This is a genomic window from Sphingobacterium sp. WOUb80, assembly GCF_050058145.1.
Taxonomy (GTDB): domain Bacteria; phylum Bacteroidota; class Bacteroidia; order Sphingobacteriales; family Sphingobacteriaceae; genus Sphingobacterium.
This window is the reverse complement of record NZ_CP165617.1, coordinates 5,989,650-6,013,665: the sequence shown is the minus strand read 5'-3', so window position 1 is coordinate 6,013,665 and position 24,016 is coordinate 5,989,650. Positions and strand designations below refer to the sequence as shown.

Sequence of the window (24,016 nt, the reverse complement as noted above, 5' to 3'; positions counted from 1 at the left end):
ATCATTCAGGATCCTTCCGTCATTTTTAGCAGCAACAATTTTTCTTGCTAATCAGTTCTGCAAACTAAAGTAAGGACTTTTTTTGTATTGGCGGTAATTTTATAACGATTGTCCATGCGATAATTGGCTACCCAAAGGATATCTCCATTTCCATTCACCACGATCGGAATATTTTCCTTTTCAAATAAGCTGATCTTCTTATTGATAAAAAAATCACTCAACTTCTTACGCCCTTCCATACCTAAAGGATAAAAGCTATCGCCAACTTTCCATGATCGAATTGTGAGCGGGAAAACCAACACATCATAATCCAGCTTTGCAACCTCACTTGCTTTGACAATAGCTAGATCGGCAGAAACATTGGCATGAAAACAATAGTGCTTCCACTCCACAGTCGAAGTTTCGGAGGTGATTAAAGCCTCATCGGGAGAAATAAATTCCTTTTCACGAATAAAAAGTTCATTTCTATCCAGGAGCATATGGTAGGCATCGGATTGAAAAATACGTCCAGACTCTCTTGACCAAGCTTGTTGAAGATCACTTAGTACCGGCTTTGAGAAATTAAAAGCCGAAAACAACTCATAAAGCAAAGGCAGATTATCCATATAGGGTTCCAGATCTTCCTTCTGAACTCCCCATCCTTCGTCAATAGGGTAAAACAGCTTTCTCCGAATGGGCTCCACAAATTGCTGCAACAGCTGGTAAGATTCCTTAAAATGATTGATATTCTGCTCGAAGACCATCTCAAAATCTGGCTGAAGTTTTTTAAAATGTGGGATGATATCAATCCTTATTTTATTACGTGCATATTTTGTTGAAAAGTTGGACTGATCGTCCCGATAAGCAATCCCATACATATTCACAAAATGTTCAATTTCGCTTGCCTTCAGAAAAAGTAGTGGTCGGATGATGCGCTCTCTGATAGGAAAAATACCCTGGAGGCCTTGGAGACCGGTTCCACGTGAAAGGTTCAGGAGTACCGTTTCGATATGATCGTTCAGATGCTGAGCTACTGCAATTCGATCGAACTGCAGCTCATGTCGCAATTTCTCAAACCAAGCATAACGAAGTTCCCGGGCCGCCATTTGAATCGAAACCTGATGGTCCTTTGCGTAAGCTTGTGTATCAAAGTGTTTCACGTATATTGGAACATTATTTTCCGCTGCAAATTTTCTGACTAGAGCTTCATCCTCTTCAGATTCCGCCCCCCTTAATTGAAAATTGCAATGTGCAATAGCAATCGTATACCCTGCTTTTGCAAATAAATGTGCCATTAACATCGAGTCCTTTCCTCCACTCACCGTAAGCAATATTTTATCATGAGGCATCAACAAATGCTCCTTTTCAATATAGCCCATTAGTCTTTCCAGCACATTCATATAACAAAGTTACGGTATATTTTGTCCGAATGATAAATTCAAGTCTTAAAATTTGTGAAATCCAGTGAAGTAGCAATTAAAATCCATATTTTTGCCCTTGTGAAACAATACATTTATACACTTATTGTATTTATTTTAACTGGCTTGTCGGTCCAAGCACAGAAACAGGATGAACTAAAGCTTCTTTCATCATCCCATATTATTACTGGAAAAGACGGCAATATCCTCTTTTACCGCCCAGTCTATGAACATGTAGGCTCAACGCTATCATCAGATAGTGGCTATTTACACAAAGACAACATTGGCAGACAATTTTTTGAAGCCTTTGGAAATGTAATCATTACTCAACCCGACGGTACGCAGATATTTTCCAATAAATTGCACTATGAAGCGGCCATGCAGCTCGCTACACTTACGGGCGCTGTACGAATGGTCAGCACCAGTGGCTCTATACTGACAACCGATCATCTTGTCTATAATATGCGCAGTAAAATCGGTAATTATTACAGTGGTGGGCGTATTCTATCAGGAAGCGATACAATTACAAGCCAGCGAGCTACTTATTTCGAAAATACAGGGGAATCTTATTTCAATCAAAAAGTTGTGGTCCGATCAACCAATGTAAAAGTCTACACGGACTCCATGAAATATAATGGTAATACACGCATTACTGATTTCTATGGGCCTACCAATATCAAGGGAAATAAAGGGGAAAACCTGTATACTGAAAAAGGCCGATACCATATGGCAACGGGCCAGGCTTATTTCTCTAAAAACAACCTCTACACAGAAGGTACAAAGTTTCTTAAGGGAGACAGCCTATTCTACGATAGACAAGTGGGAATCGGTAAAGCCGTAAAAAATGTGGTCTTTGTTGATACCTTAGACAAATTTTACGCCTATGGTGGATTTGGTTTGTACAACGGGAGAAACGAATCCATTACGATGACAGACAAACCCCTGATCATTTCGGTTGTCAAAAAAGATTCAACACAAAAAGATTCTGTATCTTCTTTGTCTCCTGTCCAACAAAAATCGGAGAAAGAGTTAAAAAATGAAGCCAAAGAATTGAAGAAGATTGAAAAAGAACAACACAAAGATGACCTCAAATCAAATAAAACTACATCGCAAGTTGCGCTAGAAGAAAAGGAACATCCAGGTAAAAATGTCAAAAGCGGCAATAATAAACCACTTAAGGCTGATTCACAGGTAGATTCTGTTTTTATGACAGCCGACACGCTCTTCTCACAGATGATATTTCGCCGAGATTATATTGCAAAAGATTTTAAATTGAATCGTGAAGGTGGGGCTATTGAGGATGACAATGAGGTCGATTATGGTGATCATGATTCAACATCAACACAGATTGATTCTACAGGTACATTAAAAACCGTTGCAGATAGTCTCCAAAAAGATTTAGATAATCTGCATAAAAAAGAAGTCAGGAAACCGGTGCTTGAAAAAAACACAAACAAAGTACAAGATACCCTTACGAATAGGAAGCCGATTGCTCCGAAGAAAGCACCGGTAATAGTCGGTGATCAAAACAAAATAGAAATTGAAAAAAATCTCAAGGCTGATAGTTTATTGCGTAAAAAAGCGATCATCCCGAAAGGCGGTGAATCCGATAAACTGATGGGAGCAGCTTTAAAAAATGCTCAAGAGGGAAAACGCGATTCCCTTTCCCAGGATACGGCTAAAACACGGATTATAAAGGCCTACTATAATGCTCGATTATTTAAATCGGACTTGCAGGCTGTAGCAGATTCTATGTATTATGGTATGCAAGATTCCATGTTCAGACTAATGGGAAAACCAATGATGTGGGCCGAAAACTCGCAGATTTCGGGAGACACCATATTTCTGCAAGTAAAGAACCAAAAGCTGGACAATTCACTACTTGTGGGCAATGCATTTATGGTAAACGCGACCAGTGATTCTTTAAAGTTCAACCAGATTAAGGGACGGAAGATTACCAGCTTTTTCACCAATAACCGCATGGAGCGTCTGTTTGTCGATGGCAATGCAGAAAATATCTTCTATAATATTGATGAAAAGACCAATGTAACCACTGAGCTTATCCATGATCGAAGCAGTCGTTTCAAGATCTTGATGGAAGACAATAAGTTGAAGGAATACGTATCCATCCGGAAAGTGGATGGCAAAGTCTATCCTATTGCGGAAGTCACCGCCGATAAAGAGTTTCTTCCGAATTTCACTTGGCGACCTGAAGACCGCCCCAAATCAAAAGATGATTTATTAAATCGAAAAAGAGATCTTTCAAAAGCTTCATTTACGGTTCCGACGGCACCAGAAGGTGAAGAATCTGGAACAATGAAGTCTATAAAAAAAGGTGATAAAACCACGACCCCTCCAAAGGGTGCCGCCAAGAAAGCTGGTGCTAACGAAACGCTCGAGAAAGAAAAAGAGGTGGACGCTACAAACAATAAATCAAGCGCTGTCACCAAAACAGCTAAGCCATCTGAAACAACGGATAAAGCTAACGCTACAAAAACAAGTGTAAAGACCGCAACTGACAAAGTAGCTTCAAAGTCCGACTCAACAACTAATAAATCGGCGATAATACCTGCTCAAGATAGTACCCAAACAAAAGTAAAAGCTAAATAATAAGAGAAGTCAACACAAAAGGAAGCGCAAAACAAATTGTTTTGCGCTTCCTTTTTTTATTCAAGGCTTCAACCGGTCAGATTACGATCCCCTCCCGGTAAATTGCAAGCTCCTACTTTTAATCTAAATGAAAGAAATATTAACCTATTTTGTTTTTAGGTAATCAGCAAGTTTGCCTACAGCAATCGCTCGATGGCTAATGCTATTTTTTTCCGCAGCTGTCATTTCGGCAAACGTTCTATCATAGCCATTCGGAATAAAAATGGGGTCATAACCAAAACCATCAATACCCTTACGCTCTTCAATAATTTTTCCCTCTATACTTCCTTCAAAAAAGTGCTGCTGCTCATTCAAATATAATGAAATAACTGTTTTGAATCTCGCTGTACGATTGGGGTTATTGCCTAAATTTTCCAGGACAAGATCAATATTCTTTTCCATATCCCTCGATCCGGAATAACGTGCTGAATAAACTCCAGGCTCGCCATTTAATGCATCAATTTCCAATCCGGAATCATCTCCAAAACAGTAAAGACCATATTTGTTCACCAAATAGTCCGTTTTCTGCTGGGCATTTTCTTCAAAGGTCACTCCCGTCTCTGGAATATCGTCGTTACAGTCAATATCATTTAAGCTCTTAATGATAAAAGCATTCCCCACGATCGCTTGGACTTCCTCTAATTTATGGGCATTATTGGTTGCAAATACAAGTTCTAGCATCTTCTTCAAATTTAGTTTTTGTTTGTTCTTTCGCTTTATCGACCGTGCTCCTCACTCTGCAGTGGGCTACGATTTTTCCATGAAGTTACACCTCCAAAAATAAGCATTACGATATATATATTCTGTAATAAAACTTATATTTGGCAACTATTAACCCAATAAAAATAATGAAAAAGTTATCTTTAGCAGTTTATCTACTGCTGACCTTAGTGATGGTGTCGCCATGCAGTACATTTGCACAAAAAATGAAAGTTCTTTCTGGAAATTTTGAGTTCCTGAAAGGACAACAAGAATTGAACGTTGTGTTTGATTATACACCCATGACCTTTTATAATGAGAAGATGTCTGAAAACGACTATCTAGAAAAAAGAAATAAAGACATTAGCGCCAATAAAGGTTCAGCTGAAGCCGAAAATTGGAAAAATGATTGGGAATATTCTAAATCTACAGCATTTCCAAATAAATTTTTTGCTTCTATGAACAAAAACTGTACTATCGTGACAGGGAGCAAAGAATCCGCCCCTTACACATTAGTCGTTCAAACAACATGGATCTATCCAGGGTGGTTTGCCGGAGTAATGAAACAACATGCAAAAGTTACCACATTATTAAAGTTTATCGAAACAGCTAATCCCGCTAATGTGCTACTCGAAATAAACAGTGAAAAAGCGCCTGGAGATTTTGATTTCGTCGGGATACCCAATACCAATGACAGAATAGCCGAGGGTTACGCTAAAACTGCAAAGTCCCTTGCCAAATTAATAACAAAGAAGATTAAATAATAGATGGGGTTTAAGAGCTTACATTTCCTCTTAAATCCCAATTTTATTCATAACAAGTATCTGATAAAAAAATCAAGAAACAATAAAGGTCTTAAATTCATTCCAGAACAACTTCTTTTTATTTACATCAACAAACATCTCTTCAAAACTGAACGTATTAAAAACCGTCGCAATACGGCCTTTCATGTAGGAATTATGTTCAATAAATGGAAGTTTCAAAGATGCAGGTTCCACACCCAACAATATAATCTTAGTCGGTTGGAAAAACTGCATAATACGCTTAAAATCATTCGGGTTATGGGAATTTGCCAAATTGAGAACCGCAACGGTCTCTTTGGTCAATTTCAAGGCACCAATTGTTTTTTCAAAAGCGTCCAATGCAGCTGGAGAAAAGTAGGGGTATTGCTCGTAACGCAAAATAAAAAGTACTCCCTGATCCTTATTTCCTTGATATATAAATTCACCACCCAATACTTCCAGATGGTTAACAGTATCACCGCCCTTGCGGGGCTCAATAGCCACAGCGGCCTGCTCCGCACCTAACCCTACTGCTACATACGAAGTGTCCTTCGTTGTCGATGATGCTTGTACAATAGCTGCTTGCGCATGAACACTATTCTCCTCCTGTAAAGGATGTGCAGACAGATCGGCTTGAAAATCAAAACCATTTCCAAAGATTGTTTCATCCATTAAGGTCTGAAGTGCAACGGGATTATCTGTTGTAAGATTGCTCATCGGGAAAGAAATATTAGACAGTAAAGATAAAGAAGAAAAAGAGAAAAGAAAAAGGAGCGAAGAATCGCTCCTTTCTATATGTCAAAAAGATTAATGACCTAAGATATACGAGAAGATTAATGGCGCAACGATCGTCGCATCAGATTCTACGATAAATTTAGGTGTATCAATATCTAATTTTCCCCAAGTGATTTTCTCGTTTGGAACAGCACCAGAGTAAGAACCATACGAAGTTGTCGAATCTGAAATTTGACAGAAATAAGCCCAGAAAGGTACTTCTTCCCATTCAAGATCTTGATACATCATCGGAACTACACAGATTGGGAAGTCACCAGAAATACCACCTGCGATTTGGAAAAATCCAACACCTTTACCAGCTGAATTGTTACGGTACCACTCTGTCAAGTAAATCATGTACTCAATACCAGATTTAACAGTACTCGCTTTCAATTTACCTTTGATCACATTGGAAGCGAAGATATTACCTGTCGTTGAATCTTCCCATCCTGGACATACAATTGGTAAATTTTTCTCAGCAGCAGCAACAATCCAAGAATCTTTTGGGTCGATTTCATAATATTGCTCCAACACACCAGAGTTAACGACCTGATAAAGAAACTCATGTGGTAAGTAACGCTCACCTTTAGCCTCAGCAGCATGCCAAACATCTTCAAGATGTTTCTGCAAACGACGGAAAGCTTCCTCTTCCGGAATACAAGTATCTGTAACACGATTATAGTGATTATCCAATAGCTCTCTTTCTTGCTCAGCTGTCAAATCTCTATAATTCGGGATTCTTTTGTAGTGTGAGTGTGCCACAAGATTCATCACATCCTCTTCCAAATTAGCACCAGTACAAGAAATAAAGTGTACTTTATCTTGACGGATCATTTCTGCCAAAGAAACACCCAATTCAGCAGTAGACATTGCACCTCCCAAAGAGATCAACATTTTTCCACCATCCAATAGATGTTCCTCGTAACCTTTTGCAGCATCTACTAATGCAGCTGCGTTAAAGTGACGGTAATTATGCTCAATAAATTGAGAAATAGGTCCTTTTTGAGTACTCATGATATTTTCTAACTTTTATAAAATAATAAGTATCGCAAAGGTACTGAATATAATCTATTTTCGTCCCAACAGAGATTCAAAACGCGTATAGACCACATTTTTTTTAACAAATGTAAAAAGAATGGTATTCCTCGGCTGCGATTATAAACGTGACGCTTCTCCTTCGATCGAAGTCTGTTTGATCTTTTGCTTTTTATAAAGGCCAAATGTATAATTAAAATTTAGGCCAATAATTCTTGAATCGACTACTGTTTTAGAATAAATGTTGAATCCCTGTCCCAAAATCTCTCGTTTCAAAACACGGCTATGAAACAGATCCCGTACCGTCAGCGTAAGACTTAACACATTCGAAAATTGCTTATTGACCGCCAGATGCATTTCATATAAGGGTTTTATAATCGTTTGGGCATAAAGTACCTTAGTCCGGTATGAGTTTGTCCAATTTACTGTCATTTGATAAGGTAAATTTAACTGCATCATAAAATTACTCTGAAAGGACCAAAGTCCCCGATGGATCAGAAGATCATTCAGCTCCGTGGGTATATTTTTATAATGTACATACTGAATCTGACCAAAACCATAGATTGTCAAATTCTTAACAATGTCCTTTCCCATATTCATCGAAATAGCAGCACTCTTAACACCGGCAATATTCTGATAGGTTTGCGTATAATTCTGCGCACTAACCTGATGGACCATGGAGATATAATTCCGATGATTGATCAAAGAAAGCCCCATATTCCATTTTTGACCATGAACATATTTAAGATCCATATTATCTGACAATTGAGCAGAAAGCTGCGCATTACCCTGATAACTTGTGCTTGGATCGAAAAAGAAAATGGAAGGGTTTAGATCTTGATAATTGGGTCGTGATATTCTTCGCCCATACGCGACCTGTACCGCTTGACCATTATCGTTATCTATTCGATAAATACCAAACAAGGTTGGGAATAGATTGAACATTTGCTTTCTTCCATTCGTATTTCGATCTATGTAGTCAATTTTCGTCTGAAATTGTGCGTATTCAGCACGTACACCTAATTTAATCTCCCATTGTGCAAGTTTTAGTTGAAAATCCGTATAAATCGCTTCCAGGTATTCAGTTTGTTTAAAAGTATTCTCTAGGCTATCATCGTCGGCCAGTGCATACTCCTTTTCCCCTTTTTGATAATGTCCATACGACTGACGTTGGGACCGATTCGCCTGAAAGCCTGCTTCCATAGAAAAGGGCCCGCTAAGTTTCCGTTGAAAATCACCCTTGATACCAAAAAGATCAACATAGAACGGGTTATTTGAACGCAAAAATTGCTGCTGCCCTTGCTGTTCGGAAAAAACAGGTACTGTCCTTGTCTTCAAGTCCTGTTTCCGAATACTGCTGTATCGCAAATAATCAAAATCGAACTGCAGCGCTTTATCCTTATTTTCCCCAGCAAAATCATAGTGAAGATTTATACTATTTCTATGCAGCGGATTTCTCAGGTTACTAGTTGAAGCAGTGGATTGCTTCAATGTTCCATCGGCTGAAAAATCATTTTGATAGACACCTATCTCTTCATAATTATTACGAAGATAATTCCAGTTCAGTTCAACAGACGACTGCTTGTCGATCCGATAATTCATGCCCAAACGACCATTTAATTCCTGTGTATTATTTGTTTCCTTATTCAGCTGTCCGATCACATAATGAACATTTTCACTATACGCAAGTTCACGCTTACGCTCAACATCAAAATAATTCGAAGAGCGCGCAACGGAAAAACTGGAGTTTAAGGACCATCTCTTCATTCCATACTGCAGGCTCACGCCATTATTATACTTCCAAAGCCTGCCCTTTGATGCACCTAAAAAAACATTTCCTTTTAGACCTTTCAGTACATCCTTTTTTAAACGAATATCAATTACCCCACCAGCCCCCTCCGCACTCCATTTCGCAGGTGGTATAGTCATGAGATCAATGCTCTCTAAAGAGCTTGCCGGTATAGATTTTAAATAGCCGACCAAGGAAGTTCCGGTTAAATAGGTCTGCTTGCCATTGATGGTAATCAATACTCCCGTTTTTCCCTGTAACGACAAGTTACCTAATTCGTCTACCTCTATACTCGTAATGGCATTTAAAACAGCGAAAGTATTTCCATTCAATAAAACGGGATTGCTGCCTGGTCGAATACGGACCCGATCCAAAAGCTGCTCTTCGAGAGGCCTTGATCCCACTACAAGCACTGTATCTATCCGTTTTGAATCGGATCCCGTATTTCGCAGCATCGTACTGTCAGTTAATTGTTGTTTAGTTTTGGGAACTATTTGCGCCAATAACAGACATGGCAATGCCATGGATAACCCTATAAGTATCCTGAACTTCATGGTATCTATGAAAATTAGTGCTTAGTCTTCAAAGCTTTGGTCTACAGCCTGTGCTAGTTTATGGACAAACTCAGGTTTAACGTTTTTATCAATGGCATTGATGTTATCCAGCTCAAGGAGAAGCGCCGGTATTTTAGCACCACGTAAAACAACATGTTTTGTACTGATCTGAGGCCTATTCACCGATAATCCATTTTGTTTCAGTTTCTGATCCAGGCTAAATGCAAACCTATGATTATGCTGTTCCAATATATCGTTTGTAAACCCTGATTGGTACAGAATACGAATAGGAAGCTCTTCTCTTGTTTCTACATGATCAAAATGAATGGAAAGCAATAAATCCCCTTCAAAATTGGAACGATCCTTCAACAATTTAAATTCATCACCTGCACGCGATAATATCACTTTATATCCTTTATGTTCCAATTCTTGTTTCAAGAGTACACAAGTTTCCCAAGTCAACGATTTTTCCATCAATCCAGAATATGCCGTTGCACCAGTATCCTTCCCACCATGCCCCGGATCCAGGACAATTGTCTTCGTAGTTCTATCTTTTCCGGAATAAAAGATAGACCAGGAATACATTGGTGGATTAATAAAAGAGTAAAATAGCAGTAAAAGGCCTAATAAAGGAACAGTCAATACATATTGCCATCTTTTCTTTTTAGAAGAAGGTGTTGCCATCATGGCCTGAACCCGTTCAACCAGCTCATGCCTATTGTTAAATAAACTGCTTTGCAATCCAGCAGGACAGGACTGCTGTGTTAAAGTCAGTAGAAAACGGGCATAGCCGCTGTTACCATATCGATTGGCCAATACCTCGTCAACCTGATATTCATGCACCAGATACAGCTGTCTACGCATCCAATAAACAAATGGATTTAGCCAAAAAAGGCAACGAAAAACTTCTATAAACAATTTATCCCGACGATGTTTAAAAACAATATGCTGGCTTTCATGTTCAAAAATCAATTTTCCATCTGGCGTATTAAGCTGATCTTCTTCCATAACAATTACATGCTGAACTGAACAATTTGCATAATGTCCAAAGGGAGCAACCATCGTAAATCCTTCAAAGTTATACTGACTCAGCTGTCCAATACGACGGACTAAGCGGATATAGCGTAACGCAAATCGGCATAACAAAACAAAAGATACAAGCAGATAACCATAAGCAATGCCATATCCAATCGAAAAGGAATGCCAGAAAGAATCGACCATTTCTGTTTCAGATACGAGATCACCCGAAGCTCTTATCGAATGAGCAACTGTGTTCGATTGTTCCAAAGCGAGCACTGGACTTGTCGGCGAAAGAAATAGTTCGCCTAAACGTACAGTTCCAAATGGCAGAAGCAGACTCAACAAACATAAACCCAGGATAAAATAACGGTTCCATTGAAAAAATGAAAGCTGTCTGAATACCAGAAAATAAAGAACTGCCCCGATTACTAGACTGCAGTTAACTTCAAATAAATAATAAAGCAAGCTATTCATGATCTTCGTGTTTTTTGATAAGTTGTTCTATTTTCTGAATATCCTCCGCCGAAAGCTTCTTTTCTTTGACCATAAAAGACAGTAAGTTCTCAACCGAATCATCAAAATAATGATCAAGCACTCTTGAGAATGATAACTTTCGGTATTGCATCTTCGAAATCAAAGGATAATATTGATAAGTCTTTCCGAAGGCTCTATAACCTACATACCCTTTCTTTTCCAGTATTCTTACAATCGAGGAGATTGTATTATAGGGTATGGAACTACTTGGATCCAGGTACTCAATAATATCTTTGACAAAGACCTCTTTGAGCTTCCAGATCACCTGCATGACTTCCTCTTCTTTTTTTGTTAATTCTTCCATAATTTGACATGTTGTTTATACTAACATAAAGCTATAACTTATTTTTCAGTTTTACAACTTAAAAATAAGTTATAAAACTAAAAAATAAGTTTACAGAAGATATTCAATCAAAGAAGAGAAACTAAAACCTACTTTTTCAACAACTTAGAGAAAAACAAATAGGCCGCTACCAAAAATATAACGATAATAATCAGGACAATAATCTCTTGTGTCCCTATTCCCCAGTTCATACTATTCATAATTTTTTTTCCAATTTAAATGATCCATTTCTCGCATTGATCTAAAAAAGTTTGGTCTATATCTGCCCCGATTCCAATCTGGTCTGAGATATGTATTTTGTATCCGTCATATTGGATACCACCGATAACAGGATCCTCCAGATGACCAACCATACAAGTGTCCAGATCAAAAAACTTGACATTTGGGGCAGCATACGCGAAATGTACCTTAGCAGCCAAAGCCAAGCGAGATTCCAGCATTCCTCCGATCATACAAGTAATGCCGTATTCCGCGGCAATATGATTAATTTTTAAGGCCTCTTGAATACCTCCTGATTTCGAAAATTTAATATTGATATAATCGCAAGCATCAGCTTTACAGAGACGCTCTGCGTCATGGTGAGAATAAACAGATTCATCTGCCATCACGGGAACAATAGTTTCTGTGCGCAATTGCGGTAAATATTCATCATCCCAGGTACGCATTGGTTGCTCACAAAATTGTATCTTAAAAGGTTCCAGCCCCTGCAAAGCTTCTATTGCCCCCGCATAAGACCAGCCTTGATTTGCATCAACTCGAATAGGCATTTCGAATCCAACAGCCTTACGTATTTCACGAATACGCGCAATATCCGTTTTTGGATCCTTACCCAACTTTACTTTCAACATGACAGCACCTTCGTCCTGTAAACGTTTTGCTTTCAATGCCATCTCCTCCGGAGAAGCAATTCCCAAGGTGATATCTGTCGTAATCTCTCGCTTCGCTCCCTTTAGAAATTGATAAAGTGGCAGACCAGCATGTTTAGCCGCCAGATCATGCAAGGCCATATCAAAAGCTGATTTGATCGTTTTGTTACCGGCAATATACAAATCCAATTCAGCCAAACGCTCTTCTATGGCCAAAGGATCGCGGCCCTTCCAGATCTTTGCAAAATCCCGTGCCAGAACTAAGCAAGTATCTTGTGTTTCTCCAACGATCATCGGAAAGGCAGAACATTCGCCCACACCATATATATTGGCATCGGTATATATACGTATAAAAGTATTTTGCGCATAGTCCATTGTCCCTGTCGCAATGACAAAAGGTTCCATAGGAATGCTTAGTCGATAAATTTCAATTTCAGTTATTTTCATCTCACTCTTTAGTTAAGCCATGTCGATACAGCATAAAGGATATGCAATACTTTGCCTAATTTATATATATTCTCGCAATCTTGGGATGCTTTTTCCATATCCCACAAAAAAAAATTGCCAAATAATGCATTTTTCAGCTGTGCGTTAAACTGCATTAATGGCCGCAAACATTAAATACAATATCGGCAACAAAACACTTTAAAAGAAATGATAAAATCAAATTAAATACATTTTCATTAGAATATTTACAATATTTACGTTTTTTATTCCTATATTAGCAATGTATAATATTTGAAAAGGAAAGATGATTCAACAAAGACCGAAAACGGAGGGCCTTTACGACCCTAATTTTGAGCATGACGCCTGTGGGGTAGGCTTTGTCGCCCATATAAAAGGGAATAAATCACACGCACAAGTAAAAGATGCATTAACCATGCTGGAGAATATGGAGCACCGCGGTGCTTGTGGCTGTGACCCAGAAAGCGGTGACGGAGCAGGTATCATGATCCAGCTTCCCCATGAATTTTTATGGGAAGAATGTATCAACTTGGGTATACAATTGGAAGAGCCAGGGTATTATGGCACAGGTATGGTCTTTCTTCCAAAAGAAGAAGACATGAACAAAATATGCCGGGATTTGATTGAGGAAGCGGCAGCAGAAAGGGGTATGAAATTCCTTGGCTATCGTCCAGTACCAGTCAATCGTGAAGGTATTGGACCAACAGCCCTCAGTGCAGAACCTGAAATTGTCCAATTTTTTGTCAGCAGACCGGACGGCGTTTCAAACACTGAAGAATTTGAACGCAAGCTTTTTGTACTACGTCGCCTGATCATTCAAAAAGTTAAACAACAACAAGAATACCCTCTCCCCCTTTACTTTGCATCGCTTTCTTGCAAAACAATTATTTACAAAGGTCAATTAACAACATACCAAGTCGGAACGTATTATCTTGATTTACGCGATCCTCGTGTGGTATCTGCTTTTGGCTTAGTTCACTCGCGCTTTTCCACCAATACATTCCCTTCATGGTCCCTCGCTCAGCCATTCCGTATGCTGGCACACAATGGCGAGATCAATACGTTGACAGGTAACCTGAATTGGTTTTATGCAGGTATGCGCGCTTTATCATCGCCCTATTTTACGGAAGAAGAGATGGAAATCTTACTTCCAATCGTTGACCGTGGTCAGTCCGATTCGGCCTGCCTTGACAATGTAGCGGAACTTCTTTTACACAGCGGTCGTAGCCTCACCCATGTCATGTTGATGTTGGTCCCTGAAGCTTGGGATGGCAATACGCAAATGGATCCTTTAAAACGTGCTTTCTACGAATACCATGCGACGTTGATGGAGCCTTGGGATGGTCCTGCAGCCCTCTGCTTCACCGATGGTAAGCATATTGGTGCTACACTAGACCGCAACGGTTTACGTCCACTACGTTATGCCGTAACCTCAGACGACCGCGTCGTTGTTGCTTCTGAAGCGGGAGCGCTTCCGATCGAGGAGTCTACCATCATCAAAAAAGGCCGACAACAAGCAGGCAAGATTTTTCTTGTCGACATGGAACAGGGCCGTATCCTCACTGATAACGAAGTAAAAGATCAGCTGATCAACCAGCAGCCCTACAGCGATTGGTTGGACAATTACAAAATTAAACTGGAAGAACTGGAAGAGCCTCGTGTAACCTACACCTATCTTTCCAAAGATTCCGTTTTCAAATATCAAAAGACATTTGGTTTCTCTCGCGAAGACCTAGAAACCATCCTGACCCCAATGGCATTGACGGGGTACGAACCGACAGGCTCAATGGGCTCCGATGTTCCGCTGGCCATTCTTTCCGATCAACCACAGCATATTTCAAGTTATTTTAAGCAATTTTTTGCCCAAGTAACCAACCCGCCAATCGATCCGATTCGCGAACGCTTGGTCATGAGTTTAGCAACATTCATCGGTAATGCAGGCAATATCCTGATCGAAGACAAGAAATTCTGTCACTGTGTGACCTTGCCGCATCCGATTCTGACCTCCAAAGAACTGGAGAAATTGCGTTCTATAGATACAGGATTATTCCAAGCAAAAACCATTCAGTCTTATTTCCGCTCAGATGGTAAACCTGGATCATTGGAAGCGGGCTTAGAGCGTCTGTGCCGCTATGCAGATGATGCTGTACGTGATGGTTTTGAAGTCTTAATTCTTTCAGATCGTGCGATCGATTCCAAACATGCAGCAATACCATCGTTACTTGCTGTTTCAGCAGTCCATCACCACTTGATCAAAACAGGTAACCGTGGCGCTGTAGGCCTAGTGGTCGAAGCCGGTGATGCTTGGGAAGTACACCATTTTGCCTGCCTATTGGCATTCGGTGCCACAGCGATCAACCCCTATATGGCCCTGGCAAGCATTCGTACCATGAAGGAACAAAACACTTTGGATACCGAACTGACTTGGCCTGAACTATCCAAAAATTACGTCAAAGCCGTCAACAATGGTTTGTTGAAAATTTTCTCCAAAATGGGGATCTCCACATTACAATCCTACCATGGCGCACAGATCTTTGAGGTACTTGGTATTGACAAGTCTGTTGTCGATAAATTCTTTTGCGGAGCTGTCTCACGTATCGGCGGTATGACCTTGGATGATCTGGCTAAAGAAGCTCTTTCAAAACACTGGCGTGGATTTGAAAAAAGCCGTACCCCGCAAAATCTACTGCCAGAAGGCGGTATTTACCAATGGAAACGCCGCGGTGAAGGCCACCTTTGGAACCCAGACACGATTCACCTATTGCAACAGGCCTGTCGCACAGGAGACTATGCAACCTATAAAAAATACGCGCAGAAAATCAACGAGCAGAAGGAACACATGTTTACTCTTCGTGGATTGTTGGACTTTGCAAAACATCGCAATTCTATTCCATTGGAGCAAGTAGAACCTGCTAGTGAAATTCTAAAACGTTTCGCAACCGGAGCAATGTCCTTTGGATCAATTTCCCACGAAGCGCATAGTACCCTTGCCATCGCCATGAACCGCATCGGCGCAAAATCAAACACCGGGGAAGGCGGGGAAGATGAATTGCGTTATCAACCGCTTCCAAATGGAGATTCCATGCGCTCGGCAATTAAACAAGTAGCCTCGGCTCGTTTTGGTGTCACATCCAATTATCTGACACAAGCCGACGAACTACAAATCAAAATGGCCCAAGGTGCCAAACCAGGAGAAGGAGGTCAATTACCGGGTCCCAAAGTGGATGCCTGGATTGCAAAAACAAGACACTCTACACCGGGTGTCGGTCTGATTTCACCACCACCCCATCACGATATTTACTCCATCGAAGATTTAGCGCAACTGATCTTTGACCTAAAGAATGCTAACCGTCAAGCAAGAATCAACGTAAAATTGGTTTCTAAAGCGGGTGTTGGAACCATTGCTGCCGGAGTTGCGAAGGCCCATGCCGACGTGATTCTTATTGCAGGTTTTGACGGCGGTACAGGTGCATCTCCAATCAGTTCGATCAAACATGCTGGACTACCTTGGGAATTAGGTCTTGCAGAAGCGCATCAGACACTTGTTAAAAACAAATTGCGCAGTCGTGTCGTGTTACAAGCGGACGGCCAGGTAAAAACAGGTCGCGACATCATCATCGCTACTCTATTGGGCGCTGAGGAATGGGGCGTATCTACAGCCGCATTGGTTGCCGGCGGCTGTATCATGATGCGTAAATGCCACCTGAATACATGTCCTGTAGGTGTTGCAACTCAAGATCCAGAACTGCGTAAATTATTCTCTGGAAAACCAGAAGATATTGTCAACTTATTTACCTTCCTCGCGGAGGAAGTCCGTGAAACAATGGCTTATCTTGGTTTCCGCACCATCAACGAAATGGTCGGACGCGCTCAGTTCTTAAAGAAAAGGGAAAATATAAACCATTGGAAAGCTAAGAAAATTGATTTCACAGACATTCTACATGTGGAACGCAACGAGCCCGGACAATCGTTATACAATACCGAAGAGCAGGATCACGGTATGGCCATGATTTTGGATTGGGGCCTCCTAAAACAATCAAAATTGGCTTTAGATAGCAAAACTCCTGTATTTGGCACTTTTAAGGTCAAAAATACAGACCGTACTATCGGAACAATGTTGTCCAATGAGATTTCAAAACTCTACGGTTCTGAAGGCCTACCTGACAATACCATCAATTTCAAATTTGAGGGTTCCGCCGGACAAAGTTTTGGTGCATTTTCAACGAAAGGTCTTTCATTTGAATTACAAGGTGAAGCCAATGATTACGTTGGAAAAGGACTATCAGGAGCTCAGTTAGCAATCTATCCAGTTGCAGAAAGTGCACTTGTACCGGAAGATAATATCATTATTGGCAACGTTGCACTATTTGGAGCAACATCCGGCCATCTATTCGTCAACGGACAGGCCGGTGAACGCTTCGCCGTACGTAACTCAGGTGCAACAGCTGTAGTTGAGGGTGTTGGTGACCATGGCTGTGAGTACATGACAGGGGGCCGTGCACTTATCTTGGGGGCAACCGGTCGTAACTTTGCTGCCGGAATGAGCGGGGGTATCGCCTGGATCTACGACATTAACGAGGATTTCCGCGAAAACTGCAATCAGGAAATGGTCGATCTGGATCCATTGGAAAGTGAAGACGAAACTGCAATTATCGCTTTACTGAAACGTCATATCTTGCTCACCAATAGCCGTAGAGCAGATTTCATTCTACAAAATTGGTCAAGAGAAAAAAATAAATTCATTAAGGTATTCCCAAGAGAATACAAAAATGTCATTCGTCAAAAATTAGTTGAAGCATAATATAGGAAGCACAGATCATGGGAAAAATTACAGGTTTTAAAGAATTTGAGCGCGTGCTTCCGACAAAAGAAGCTGTGGAAGGTCGCGTACAGCACTATAAAGAATTCAATAAAGGGTATTCTGAGAACGAGCTCAATAAGCAGGCCGCGCGCTGCATGGACTGCGGTATTCCATTTTGTCATTCAGGTTGCCCACTGGGCAATGTCATCCCTGAATTTAACGATGCCGTATACGATGGAAAATGGGAAGAGGCCTATCAGATTTTGTCCTCCACCAATAACTTCCCTGAATTTACAGGTAGAATATGCCCGGCACCATGCGAATCAGCCTGTGTGCTCGGTATACATAGTACTCCGATCACTATTGAAGAAATCGAAAAACATATTATTGAGATTGCTTTTAAAAAGGGTTATGTCAAAGCACATAAAAGCTATTTAAAAACAGGCAAACGCGTCGCCGTCGTGGGCTCTGGTCCAGCCGGACTTGCTGCTGCCGCTCAGCTCAATAAAGCAGGTCACGATGTTATTGTCTTCGAACGTGATGATCAGGTTGGAGGCTTACTCCGCTACGGTATTCCGGATTTTAAATTAGAAAAATCGGTGATCGATCGTCGTGTCAATCTCATGAAAGAATCGGGAATAGAATTCAAAGTAAATACAGAAGTTGGCAAAGACATCAGCTTTTATGAATTAAAAGCTTATGATGCTGTTATACTGGCAACAGGCTCAACTGTTCCATGGCACATGCAATTGCCGGGACATGAAGCTAAAGGCATACATTTTGCCATGGACTTTTTAACTCAACAGAATAAAGAAGTAAGCGGAATTGCTGTCGAACAAGATCGTATCTTAGCAACAGACAAACATGTTGTTGTCATCGGTGATGGTGATACTGGATCAGACTGTATTGGTACATCCAATCGTCATCGTGCAAAAAGTATCACACAGATTGCCCGCAAACCTACGCCTTCTAAACAACGTCTGAAGAACAATCCTTGGCCTATGGACAAGCTCACATTCGGCACCTCCTCTTCCCAAGAAGAAGGCTGTGAAAGACTTTGGGCTACAGAAACGCAAGAATTTATTAAAGATGAAGATGGCCATATCAAAGCTATAAAAATCAAAGAGGTTCAATACGAAGTTGATGAATTTGGAAAAAGAACCCGCTTAGGAGAATCCGAGATTCGTGAAATACCAGCAGACCTCGTATTATTGGCTATTGGTTATCAACATACTGAACATACACTCCTAGAACAATTAGGTGTCCGTGTCGATGAAAAAGGAAATATCCTTGCAAATGACAAAGACTACCAAACGACAATTGATAATATCTTCACTGCCGGAGACTGCCGCAAAGGTCAGTCGCTTGTAGTTTGGGCCATCTCTGAAGGACGTGAATGTGCTCGAAAAGTAGACGAATACTTAATGGGATATTCAGAACTTGAAAGCAAAGACTTCCTGGCAACAATAAATGCATAAAAGGAGCTCGCTCTCAACAGAGAGGTCATACCAGTGATATGCCATGCCAGCGTTTAATCTTTAGTATCAAAGACAAAAGCTTGGACAGTATAAAATCATAAAAAAGGTCCGTTGAGAATTCAACGGACCTTTTTTATGATCAGTAATTAGTTCCTATTTCAATGGGTCCTTAAGCTTAACAAAATAAATACTGTTTTTGTCTACAGTCTTTATGTAAGGCAATATTTTAGACTCATAGAAGCCTTTTCCAGTCACCCCAAAATCATCATCATTACATACCGCGATCAGGAATGGGTTAATGACAGCCAAGCCCTCTGCTTTATCATGCGGATACAATTCCTTGATGTCAGTCATTAAATCGGCGACCAATGTCTTATTGACTGGTTTAACATTATATTTTGCCAATGTAGCCGCGTCTTTGAGTTCCTCCACAGTTTTACCATCAAATAATTTCCCCGTTGCGGTATTATTTGCATCCGAGATATCTGTTGCGCCAGAAAGATCTATTTTATAAATTTTCTTAAATACAGTAGAGCGAGTTGCTTCTGTCGCGTATTCCCCATCACGTTCCAAGACAATAAATGTTGAATTGCTCACCGCAGCGATTTCACTTACAGCCTGCAAATCGGTACGCTCCATCATATAGACATATTGTTTCGTGGCGCCGCTCGCAATATCCAGCGTAACAATACGGATTGCCAATGAATTTTTAATCGCATCTTTAGATGGATTATAAAGTGGAAATTGCATAATTCCGACCAGTGTTTTACCGTCTGGTGTAAGCGTCAATCCTTCCATTCCCCGATTAGGGCGACGTTTGGCAAATACCAAAGGCAACTTTTTACCCGTAGACCAAGGGTTAATCCGTTCGATTTCTTTTCCCGAAGCGTCAAAATGAACGATATGTGGTCCGTATTCGTCACTGACCCACCAAGAACCATCCGCGCCCCTCGCTAGTCCCTCTGAATCAATTCCATCCTCACTTTTCCCTAGATCTTTACCATCAACCCCCAATGCTTTCTCTCCAGAACCACCCTTCCCTTCGGGATTTGGCAGACCATTCAATTTCACCCCATCTTTATTTTTCAATTCGATAACAGACTCCAATGTTAGCGTATTTTCTTTTAATCTGAATTTACCGATCTGCGGTGCAAATGCTGGAGTAGCAAATATTTTACTATCACTTTCTGTCCCATCTATATTTGGTCCCCTATCCGTTAAAAGATAAAATATAGATTTATCAGTAGGATCTTGGACCATCGATGACCCATAGCCACCATTATACACTTTTACACCATTAATATCACTCAATACTTTTGGGTCTGTTGCTATTGCCTTTTGCGGATAGGTCAGTTCTATCGGGTCAGTAATCTGAGACACATCATCTTTACTACATGAAGCACACAATAGGGCCATCCCCAGTACACTGTATATTTTTTTCATCTGTACAAATTTTTCAAATAATGTTTACTGCTATTCAGGTTCATTCCAATAGCCAAATTCTATTACTGTTGCCTTGCATATCTGATAAAACAGTAGGGTTAGTCTAAACAATCTATGCTTGGCTGGCTGTCCGAATACTGATGCAAACATAATTGCCAGATATCAGCCAATCATTAACATAAGTTTAAATAAACTGCATCTATCGTAAAAAACATCCTATAAAAATTAAATATCTTCGGTTATGGAATTTCGCATTTTCATGCATCACTAGAAAAATAACAGCTAATTGTGCCGCGAACCATCGATGTATTCACGGACCTCACCTACTAAACATAGAAAGATGAAAAAGATCATAGTTGCCCTTTTCATAATTTTGGTATTTTCCAATGTGGATACGAAATCTCAGATCAAAACTACACGCGAAATACCCAGCTTAAGAATTAAAAATGACGATGGCCAGCAAAACAAGGTGATGTTGGCAGACCTAAAAGTAGATGTTGCGATCTTCGGAAATATAGCCAAAACGACGATGACAATGGTGTTTGACAATAAGACCAATCGCGATCTCGAGGGTGAACTGACATTCCCTATGCCCGAAGGTGTCTCTGTGAGCGGTTATGCCTTAGATATAAACGGCAAATTGCGTCAAGCAGTTCCAGTCGATAAAAATAAAGGAACCGAAGTATTTGAAAGTATAGAAACACGCCGGGTGGATCCGGGTCTATTGGAAAAAGTCGAAGGAAATAATTTCCGAACTCGGATTTACCCATTACCAGCGAATGGTAAGCGCACGGTTCAGATTAGCTATTCAGAAAATCTGACCATAGAATCCGATCAGGCTCGTTACTACCATCTACCCTTAAACTATACTGCCCCCATTGAAAACTTCGCCTTGGATATTCATGTTTTTCAAGACAGCCATAAACCAGATTTCACAGAGAAACCGGATGGTTCTCTGGCTTTCTCACAACATAACAGCAATTACACAGCTTCTTTACATAAGCAACAGTTTAAATCCCAGCGAAATTTAGTCATTCAACTACCAACAGACAACAGGGAATCATCAGGCCTATTTCAGGAAAATGGCGACAATACCTCTTATTTTCTTGCCAATGCAAGCGTCAACTCCGTAAAACCTGCTCAGAAAAAATGGGGGCACAGCATTGGAATTATATGGGACCGTTCGCTGAGCAGTAAAAATAGAGATATAGAAAAGGAGCTCGCGCTATTAGATCTCTTTTTTAAAGACAACCCCAATATGACAGTTGATCTGGGCTTATTGGACATCCGTTTTGTAAAAGGGCATACGTTTCAGGTACGACAAGGTAATTGGACTGAGCTCAAAAACTACATCAAAGAAATTGAATACGATGGTGGAACAGACTATAGTCAAATAAAAACCGGTGTAATACAGGGCAGCAATTACCTGCTGTTTAGCGATGGCCTTTCTACATTTGGTCAAAGTAAAATGAACCTTAACAATCCAGTCTATTGTATTACGTCGTCCAATGGATCGGACTACGGTGTCCTAAAACAAATTGCCCAAAAACATATTGGAAAGATGATCAATTTAGTCAATACCTCCATAACTGAAGCTTATCATAATCTAAATACGATAAACCTTATCTATCTGGGGATAAAAGAAAAAAATGATTTTGAGGAAGTTTACCCTCAGAAAGGCTCCCCAATACAAGCTAATTTTTCTATCGCAGGCTTAGGCAAACGCCCAGGATTGAAGCAGCTCACCGTACTTGTAGGAGATGGGCAACAAGCACCACAAGAGATTAGTATAGCGCTGCAGCCTGACCATGGTGAAATTGACCTACAGCAGATCTGGGCACAAAAGAAAATTGAAGCGCTGGATCTTCAATACGAAGACAATCGTGAAGAAATTGAAACCCTTGGTAAACAGTTCGGTATTGTTACCCGAAATACCAGCTTAATCGTGCTCGAAACTGTAGAAGATTACGTACGTTATGCAATAACTCCGCCTGCCGAATTGCTTTCCGAATTCAATAGGCTTATAAAAGAAGAACGTATAGAAAAGGAAGAACGTGTCGCAGATCTGTTGGATCAGGCTCAAGACATTACTGAACAGCTTCAGTCCTGGTGGAATACCGATTTTCAGCAAAAAAAGAAATACCCAAAGCGGAATAAGTCAATTCAGTCTACAAATGATATGGCTGTCGAAGAAGAATCCGCTCCAAATGTTGTTGTTCCCCCCATTCCGTCGCGCCCCACAGCTAGTCCCGCAGCACCCACGCTAGCCTTAGAATCGCGTTCATCTGACGGGGCCACAGCGAAAAGCATCTCGGCAACTGGCAATTCAAGCACTGCCCATGTAGCAACCAGCGAACTAGCGAGGGCTGCCGCATCTGAAGACTTTCTTCAGGAATTTGCTGTTGTTCAATCCCTAGAAGAACGTGTAGCTGGCCTACAAACGGCAAGCAGCATTAACAACGTACGTGGAAAAATCAGCATTCCCGAAATTAAAGAAGACCAGGCCTATTTACAGGACCTTATGCAATCCAAAGATCCTTACAAAAGCTATCTCCAACTTCGGAATCAATATATGGGAACGCCAACTTTTTATTTTGATGTTGCCAACTTCTTTTTCAAAAGAGGAGATCGCGAAAAAGCCTTACTCATCTTAAGTGCACTTGCAGACCTACAAATTGAAAATCCAGATCTCTACAAAACCATCTCCTATAAGTTACGGGAATGGGGAGATTACGATAATGCACTATTCGTGACAGCTAAGGTATTAAAATGGCGTCCAATGGATCCACAAAGCCACCGCGATTATGCCCTTGTCTTACAAGACAAAGGTATGTTCAAGGAAGCACTAGAGCAATTATATGGGATTTTGACCCAAAGCTACTCCCCGGAAGCTGCCGATCGCGATGACGGAATTGAAGAAACATTGGTTATGGAAATCAATAATCTCATTAAAGCAAACAAAGCTGCACGCTCGAATATTGCCGTGGACAAAAAAATTATCGCCGATCTGCCCGTTGACATCCGTGTTGTCATCAATTGGAATTCACAAAACACCGATATAGACCTTTGGGTCACTGATCCAAATCAAGAAAAATGCTTTTATAGTAATCCAGCCACGGCGATTGGGGGTCGACTCAGCAATGACTTTACTGGCGGCTATGGCCCTGAACAATTTTTATTGAAAAAAGCACTAAAAGGAAAATATAAAATTGAAGTTGATTTCTTTAACGATGGTTCCCTGACGCTAGCAGGTCCAGCGGCTGTCATGGCCGAAATCTATACCTACTATAGCAGTGGAAAGCAAGAACGAAAAATCGTTACGATCTACCTTGACCGCAATAAGGAGCGCAATATTGGGATTGGCGAATTTTCATTCCAGTAGATTAC

At 40.6% G+C, this 24,016-nt stretch carries 14 protein-coding genes; 5 read left to right on the top strand and 9 right to left on the bottom strand.

The annotated features are described in order from the left end of the window. Window positions 1–47 precede the first annotated feature (47 nt). On the bottom strand, window positions 48–1,379 hold the full coding sequence (gene tilS, locus AB1Z56_RS24830) for a tRNA lysidine(34) synthetase TilS (protein ID WP_426790439.1): 1,332 nt from the start codon (window positions 1,377–1,379) through the stop codon (window positions 48–50). Window positions 1,380–1,478: 99 nt separating this feature from the next. Here tilS and AB1Z56_RS24825 point away from each other — a divergent pair, with 99 nt between their 5' ends. After that, entirely contained in the window at window positions 1,479–4,007 is a 2,529-nt protein-coding gene (locus tag AB1Z56_RS24825) for an OstA-like protein (RefSeq protein WP_313268116.1), read from the top strand. Window positions 4,008–4,151: 144 nt separating this feature from the next. Here AB1Z56_RS24825 and AB1Z56_RS24820 read toward each other — a convergent pair whose 3' ends face one another. Beyond that, window positions 4,152–4,727 carry a non-canonical purine NTP diphosphatase gene (locus tag AB1Z56_RS24820; protein ID WP_309364510.1) on the bottom strand — a complete coding sequence of 192 codons (576 nt, stop codon included), beginning with the start codon at window positions 4,725–4,727 and terminating at the stop codon, window positions 4,152–4,154. A 167-nt stretch (window positions 4,728–4,894) separates the two neighbouring features. Between AB1Z56_RS24820 and AB1Z56_RS24815 the strand changes: the two genes are divergently transcribed. Next, window positions 4,895–5,509, top strand: a complete 615-nt coding sequence (locus tag AB1Z56_RS24815) for a hypothetical protein (RefSeq protein ID WP_426790438.1) — start codon at window positions 4,895–4,897, stop codon at window positions 5,507–5,509. A gap of 72 nt (window positions 5,510–5,581) precedes the next feature. Here the strand turns inward: AB1Z56_RS24815 and AB1Z56_RS24810 are convergent, their stop codons facing one another. The 6 genes from AB1Z56_RS24810 to AB1Z56_RS24785 all read right to left on the bottom strand — a co-directional run bounded on the left by AB1Z56_RS24810 (window position 5,582) and on the right by AB1Z56_RS24785 (window position 12,889). Continuing rightward, window positions 5,582–6,244, bottom strand: a complete 663-nt coding sequence (locus AB1Z56_RS24810) for a hypothetical protein (protein ID WP_426790437.1) — start codon at window positions 6,242–6,244, stop codon at window positions 5,582–5,584. A gap of 90 nt (window positions 6,245–6,334) precedes the next feature. Continuing rightward, on the bottom strand, window positions 6,335–7,315 hold the full coding sequence (locus tag AB1Z56_RS24805) for a deoxyhypusine synthase family protein (RefSeq protein ID WP_046674101.1): 981 nt from the start codon (window positions 7,313–7,315) through the stop codon (window positions 6,335–6,337). A gap of 141 nt (window positions 7,316–7,456) precedes the next feature. Then, a complete protein-coding gene (locus tag AB1Z56_RS24800) occupies window positions 7,457–9,649 on the bottom strand; it encodes an outer membrane beta-barrel protein (protein ID WP_426790436.1) in 2,193 nt (730 codons plus the stop codon). 51 nt (window positions 9,650–9,700) lie between these two features. Then, the gene (locus tag AB1Z56_RS24795) at window positions 9,701–11,173 is read right to left on the bottom strand and encodes an N-acetylmuramoyl-L-alanine amidase (protein ID WP_426790435.1); all 1,473 of its coding nucleotides are present in this window, start codon (window positions 11,171–11,173) and stop codon (window positions 9,701–9,703) included. Further along, window positions 11,166–11,537 (bottom strand): BlaI/MecI/CopY family transcriptional regulator, encoded by a 372-nt coding sequence (locus tag AB1Z56_RS24790; protein ID WP_120333506.1) that lies wholly within the window; start codon window positions 11,535–11,537, stop codon window positions 11,166–11,168. Before AB1Z56_RS24790 ends, AB1Z56_RS24795 begins: the two co-directional genes overlap by 8 nt. A gap of 254 nt (window positions 11,538–11,791) precedes the next feature. Next, window positions 11,792–12,889 (bottom strand): mandelate racemase/muconate lactonizing enzyme family protein, encoded by a 1,098-nt coding sequence (locus AB1Z56_RS24785; RefSeq protein ID WP_426790434.1) that lies wholly within the window; start codon window positions 12,887–12,889, stop codon window positions 11,792–11,794. Between the two features lie 304 nt (window positions 12,890–13,193). On the opposite strand from AB1Z56_RS24785, the gene gltB reads away from it, so the two are divergent. Continuing rightward, window positions 13,194–17,708, top strand: coding sequence for a glutamate synthase large subunit (gltB, locus tag AB1Z56_RS24780; RefSeq protein WP_120333508.1), 4,515 nt, complete (start codon window positions 13,194–13,196; stop codon window positions 17,706–17,708). Between the two features lie 17 nt (window positions 17,709–17,725). Then, a complete protein-coding gene (locus tag AB1Z56_RS24775) occupies window positions 17,726–19,186 on the top strand; it encodes a glutamate synthase subunit beta (RefSeq protein WP_309364523.1) in 1,461 nt (486 codons plus the stop codon). A 153-nt stretch (window positions 19,187–19,339) separates the two neighbouring features. On the opposite strand, the gene AB1Z56_RS24770 is transcribed toward AB1Z56_RS24775, so the two are convergent. Next, window positions 19,340–20,629 (bottom strand): esterase-like activity of phytase family protein, encoded by a 1,290-nt coding sequence (locus AB1Z56_RS24770; protein WP_309364524.1) that lies wholly within the window; start codon window positions 20,627–20,629, stop codon window positions 19,340–19,342. Between the two features lie 340 nt (window positions 20,630–20,969). Between AB1Z56_RS24770 and AB1Z56_RS24765 the strand changes: the two genes are divergently transcribed. Continuing rightward, window positions 20,970–24,011: a VIT domain-containing protein gene (locus AB1Z56_RS24765; protein WP_426790433.1), complete on the top strand. Its 3,042-nt coding sequence runs from the start codon at window positions 20,970–20,972 to the stop codon at window positions 24,009–24,011. Window positions 24,012–24,016 lie beyond the last annotated feature (5 nt).

Bases quoted from the DNA above. Each gene is read 5' to 3' on its own strand.
- tilS (WP_426790439.1), bottom strand. From the start codon at position 1,379: ATGAATGTGCTGGAAAGACTAATGGGCTATATTGAAAAGGAGCATTTG.
- AB1Z56_RS24820 (WP_309364510.1), bottom strand. From the start codon at position 4,727: ATGCTAGAACTTGTATTTGCAACCAATAATGCCCATAAATTAGAGGAA.
- AB1Z56_RS24815 (WP_426790438.1), top strand. From the start codon at position 4,895: ATGAAAAAGTTATCTTTAGCAGTTTATCTACTGCTGACCTTAGTGATG.
- AB1Z56_RS24810 (WP_426790437.1), bottom strand. From the start codon at position 6,244: ATGAGCAATCTTACAACAGATAATCCCGTTGCACTTCAGACCTTAATG.
- AB1Z56_RS24805 (WP_046674101.1), bottom strand. From the start codon at position 7,315: ATGAGTACTCAAAAAGGACCTATTTCTCAATTTATTGAGCATAATTAC.
- AB1Z56_RS24800 (WP_426790436.1), bottom strand. From the start codon at position 9,649: ATGGCATTGCCATGTCTGTTATTGGCGCAAATAGTTCCCAAAACTAAA.
- AB1Z56_RS24795 (WP_426790435.1), bottom strand. From the start codon at position 11,173: ATGAATAGCTTGCTTTATTATTTATTTGAAGTTAACTGCAGTCTAGTA.
- AB1Z56_RS24790 (WP_120333506.1), bottom strand. From the start codon at position 11,537: ATGGAAGAATTAACAAAAAAAGAAGAGGAAGTCATGCAGGTGATCTGG.
- AB1Z56_RS24785 (WP_426790434.1), bottom strand. From the start codon at position 12,889: ATGAAAATAACTGAAATTGAAATTTATCGACTAAGCATTCCTATGGAA.
- gltB (WP_120333508.1), top strand. From the start codon at position 13,194: ATGATTCAACAAAGACCGAAAACGGAGGGCCTTTACGACCCTAATTTT.
- AB1Z56_RS24775 (WP_309364523.1), top strand. From the start codon at position 17,726: ATGGGAAAAATTACAGGTTTTAAAGAATTTGAGCGCGTGCTTCCGACA.
- AB1Z56_RS24770 (WP_309364524.1), bottom strand. From the start codon at position 20,629: ATGAAAAAAATATACAGTGTACTGGGGATGGCCCTATTGTGTGCTTCA.
- AB1Z56_RS24765 (WP_426790433.1), top strand. From the start codon at position 20,970: ATGAAAAAGATCATAGTTGCCCTTTTCATAATTTTGGTATTTTCCAAT.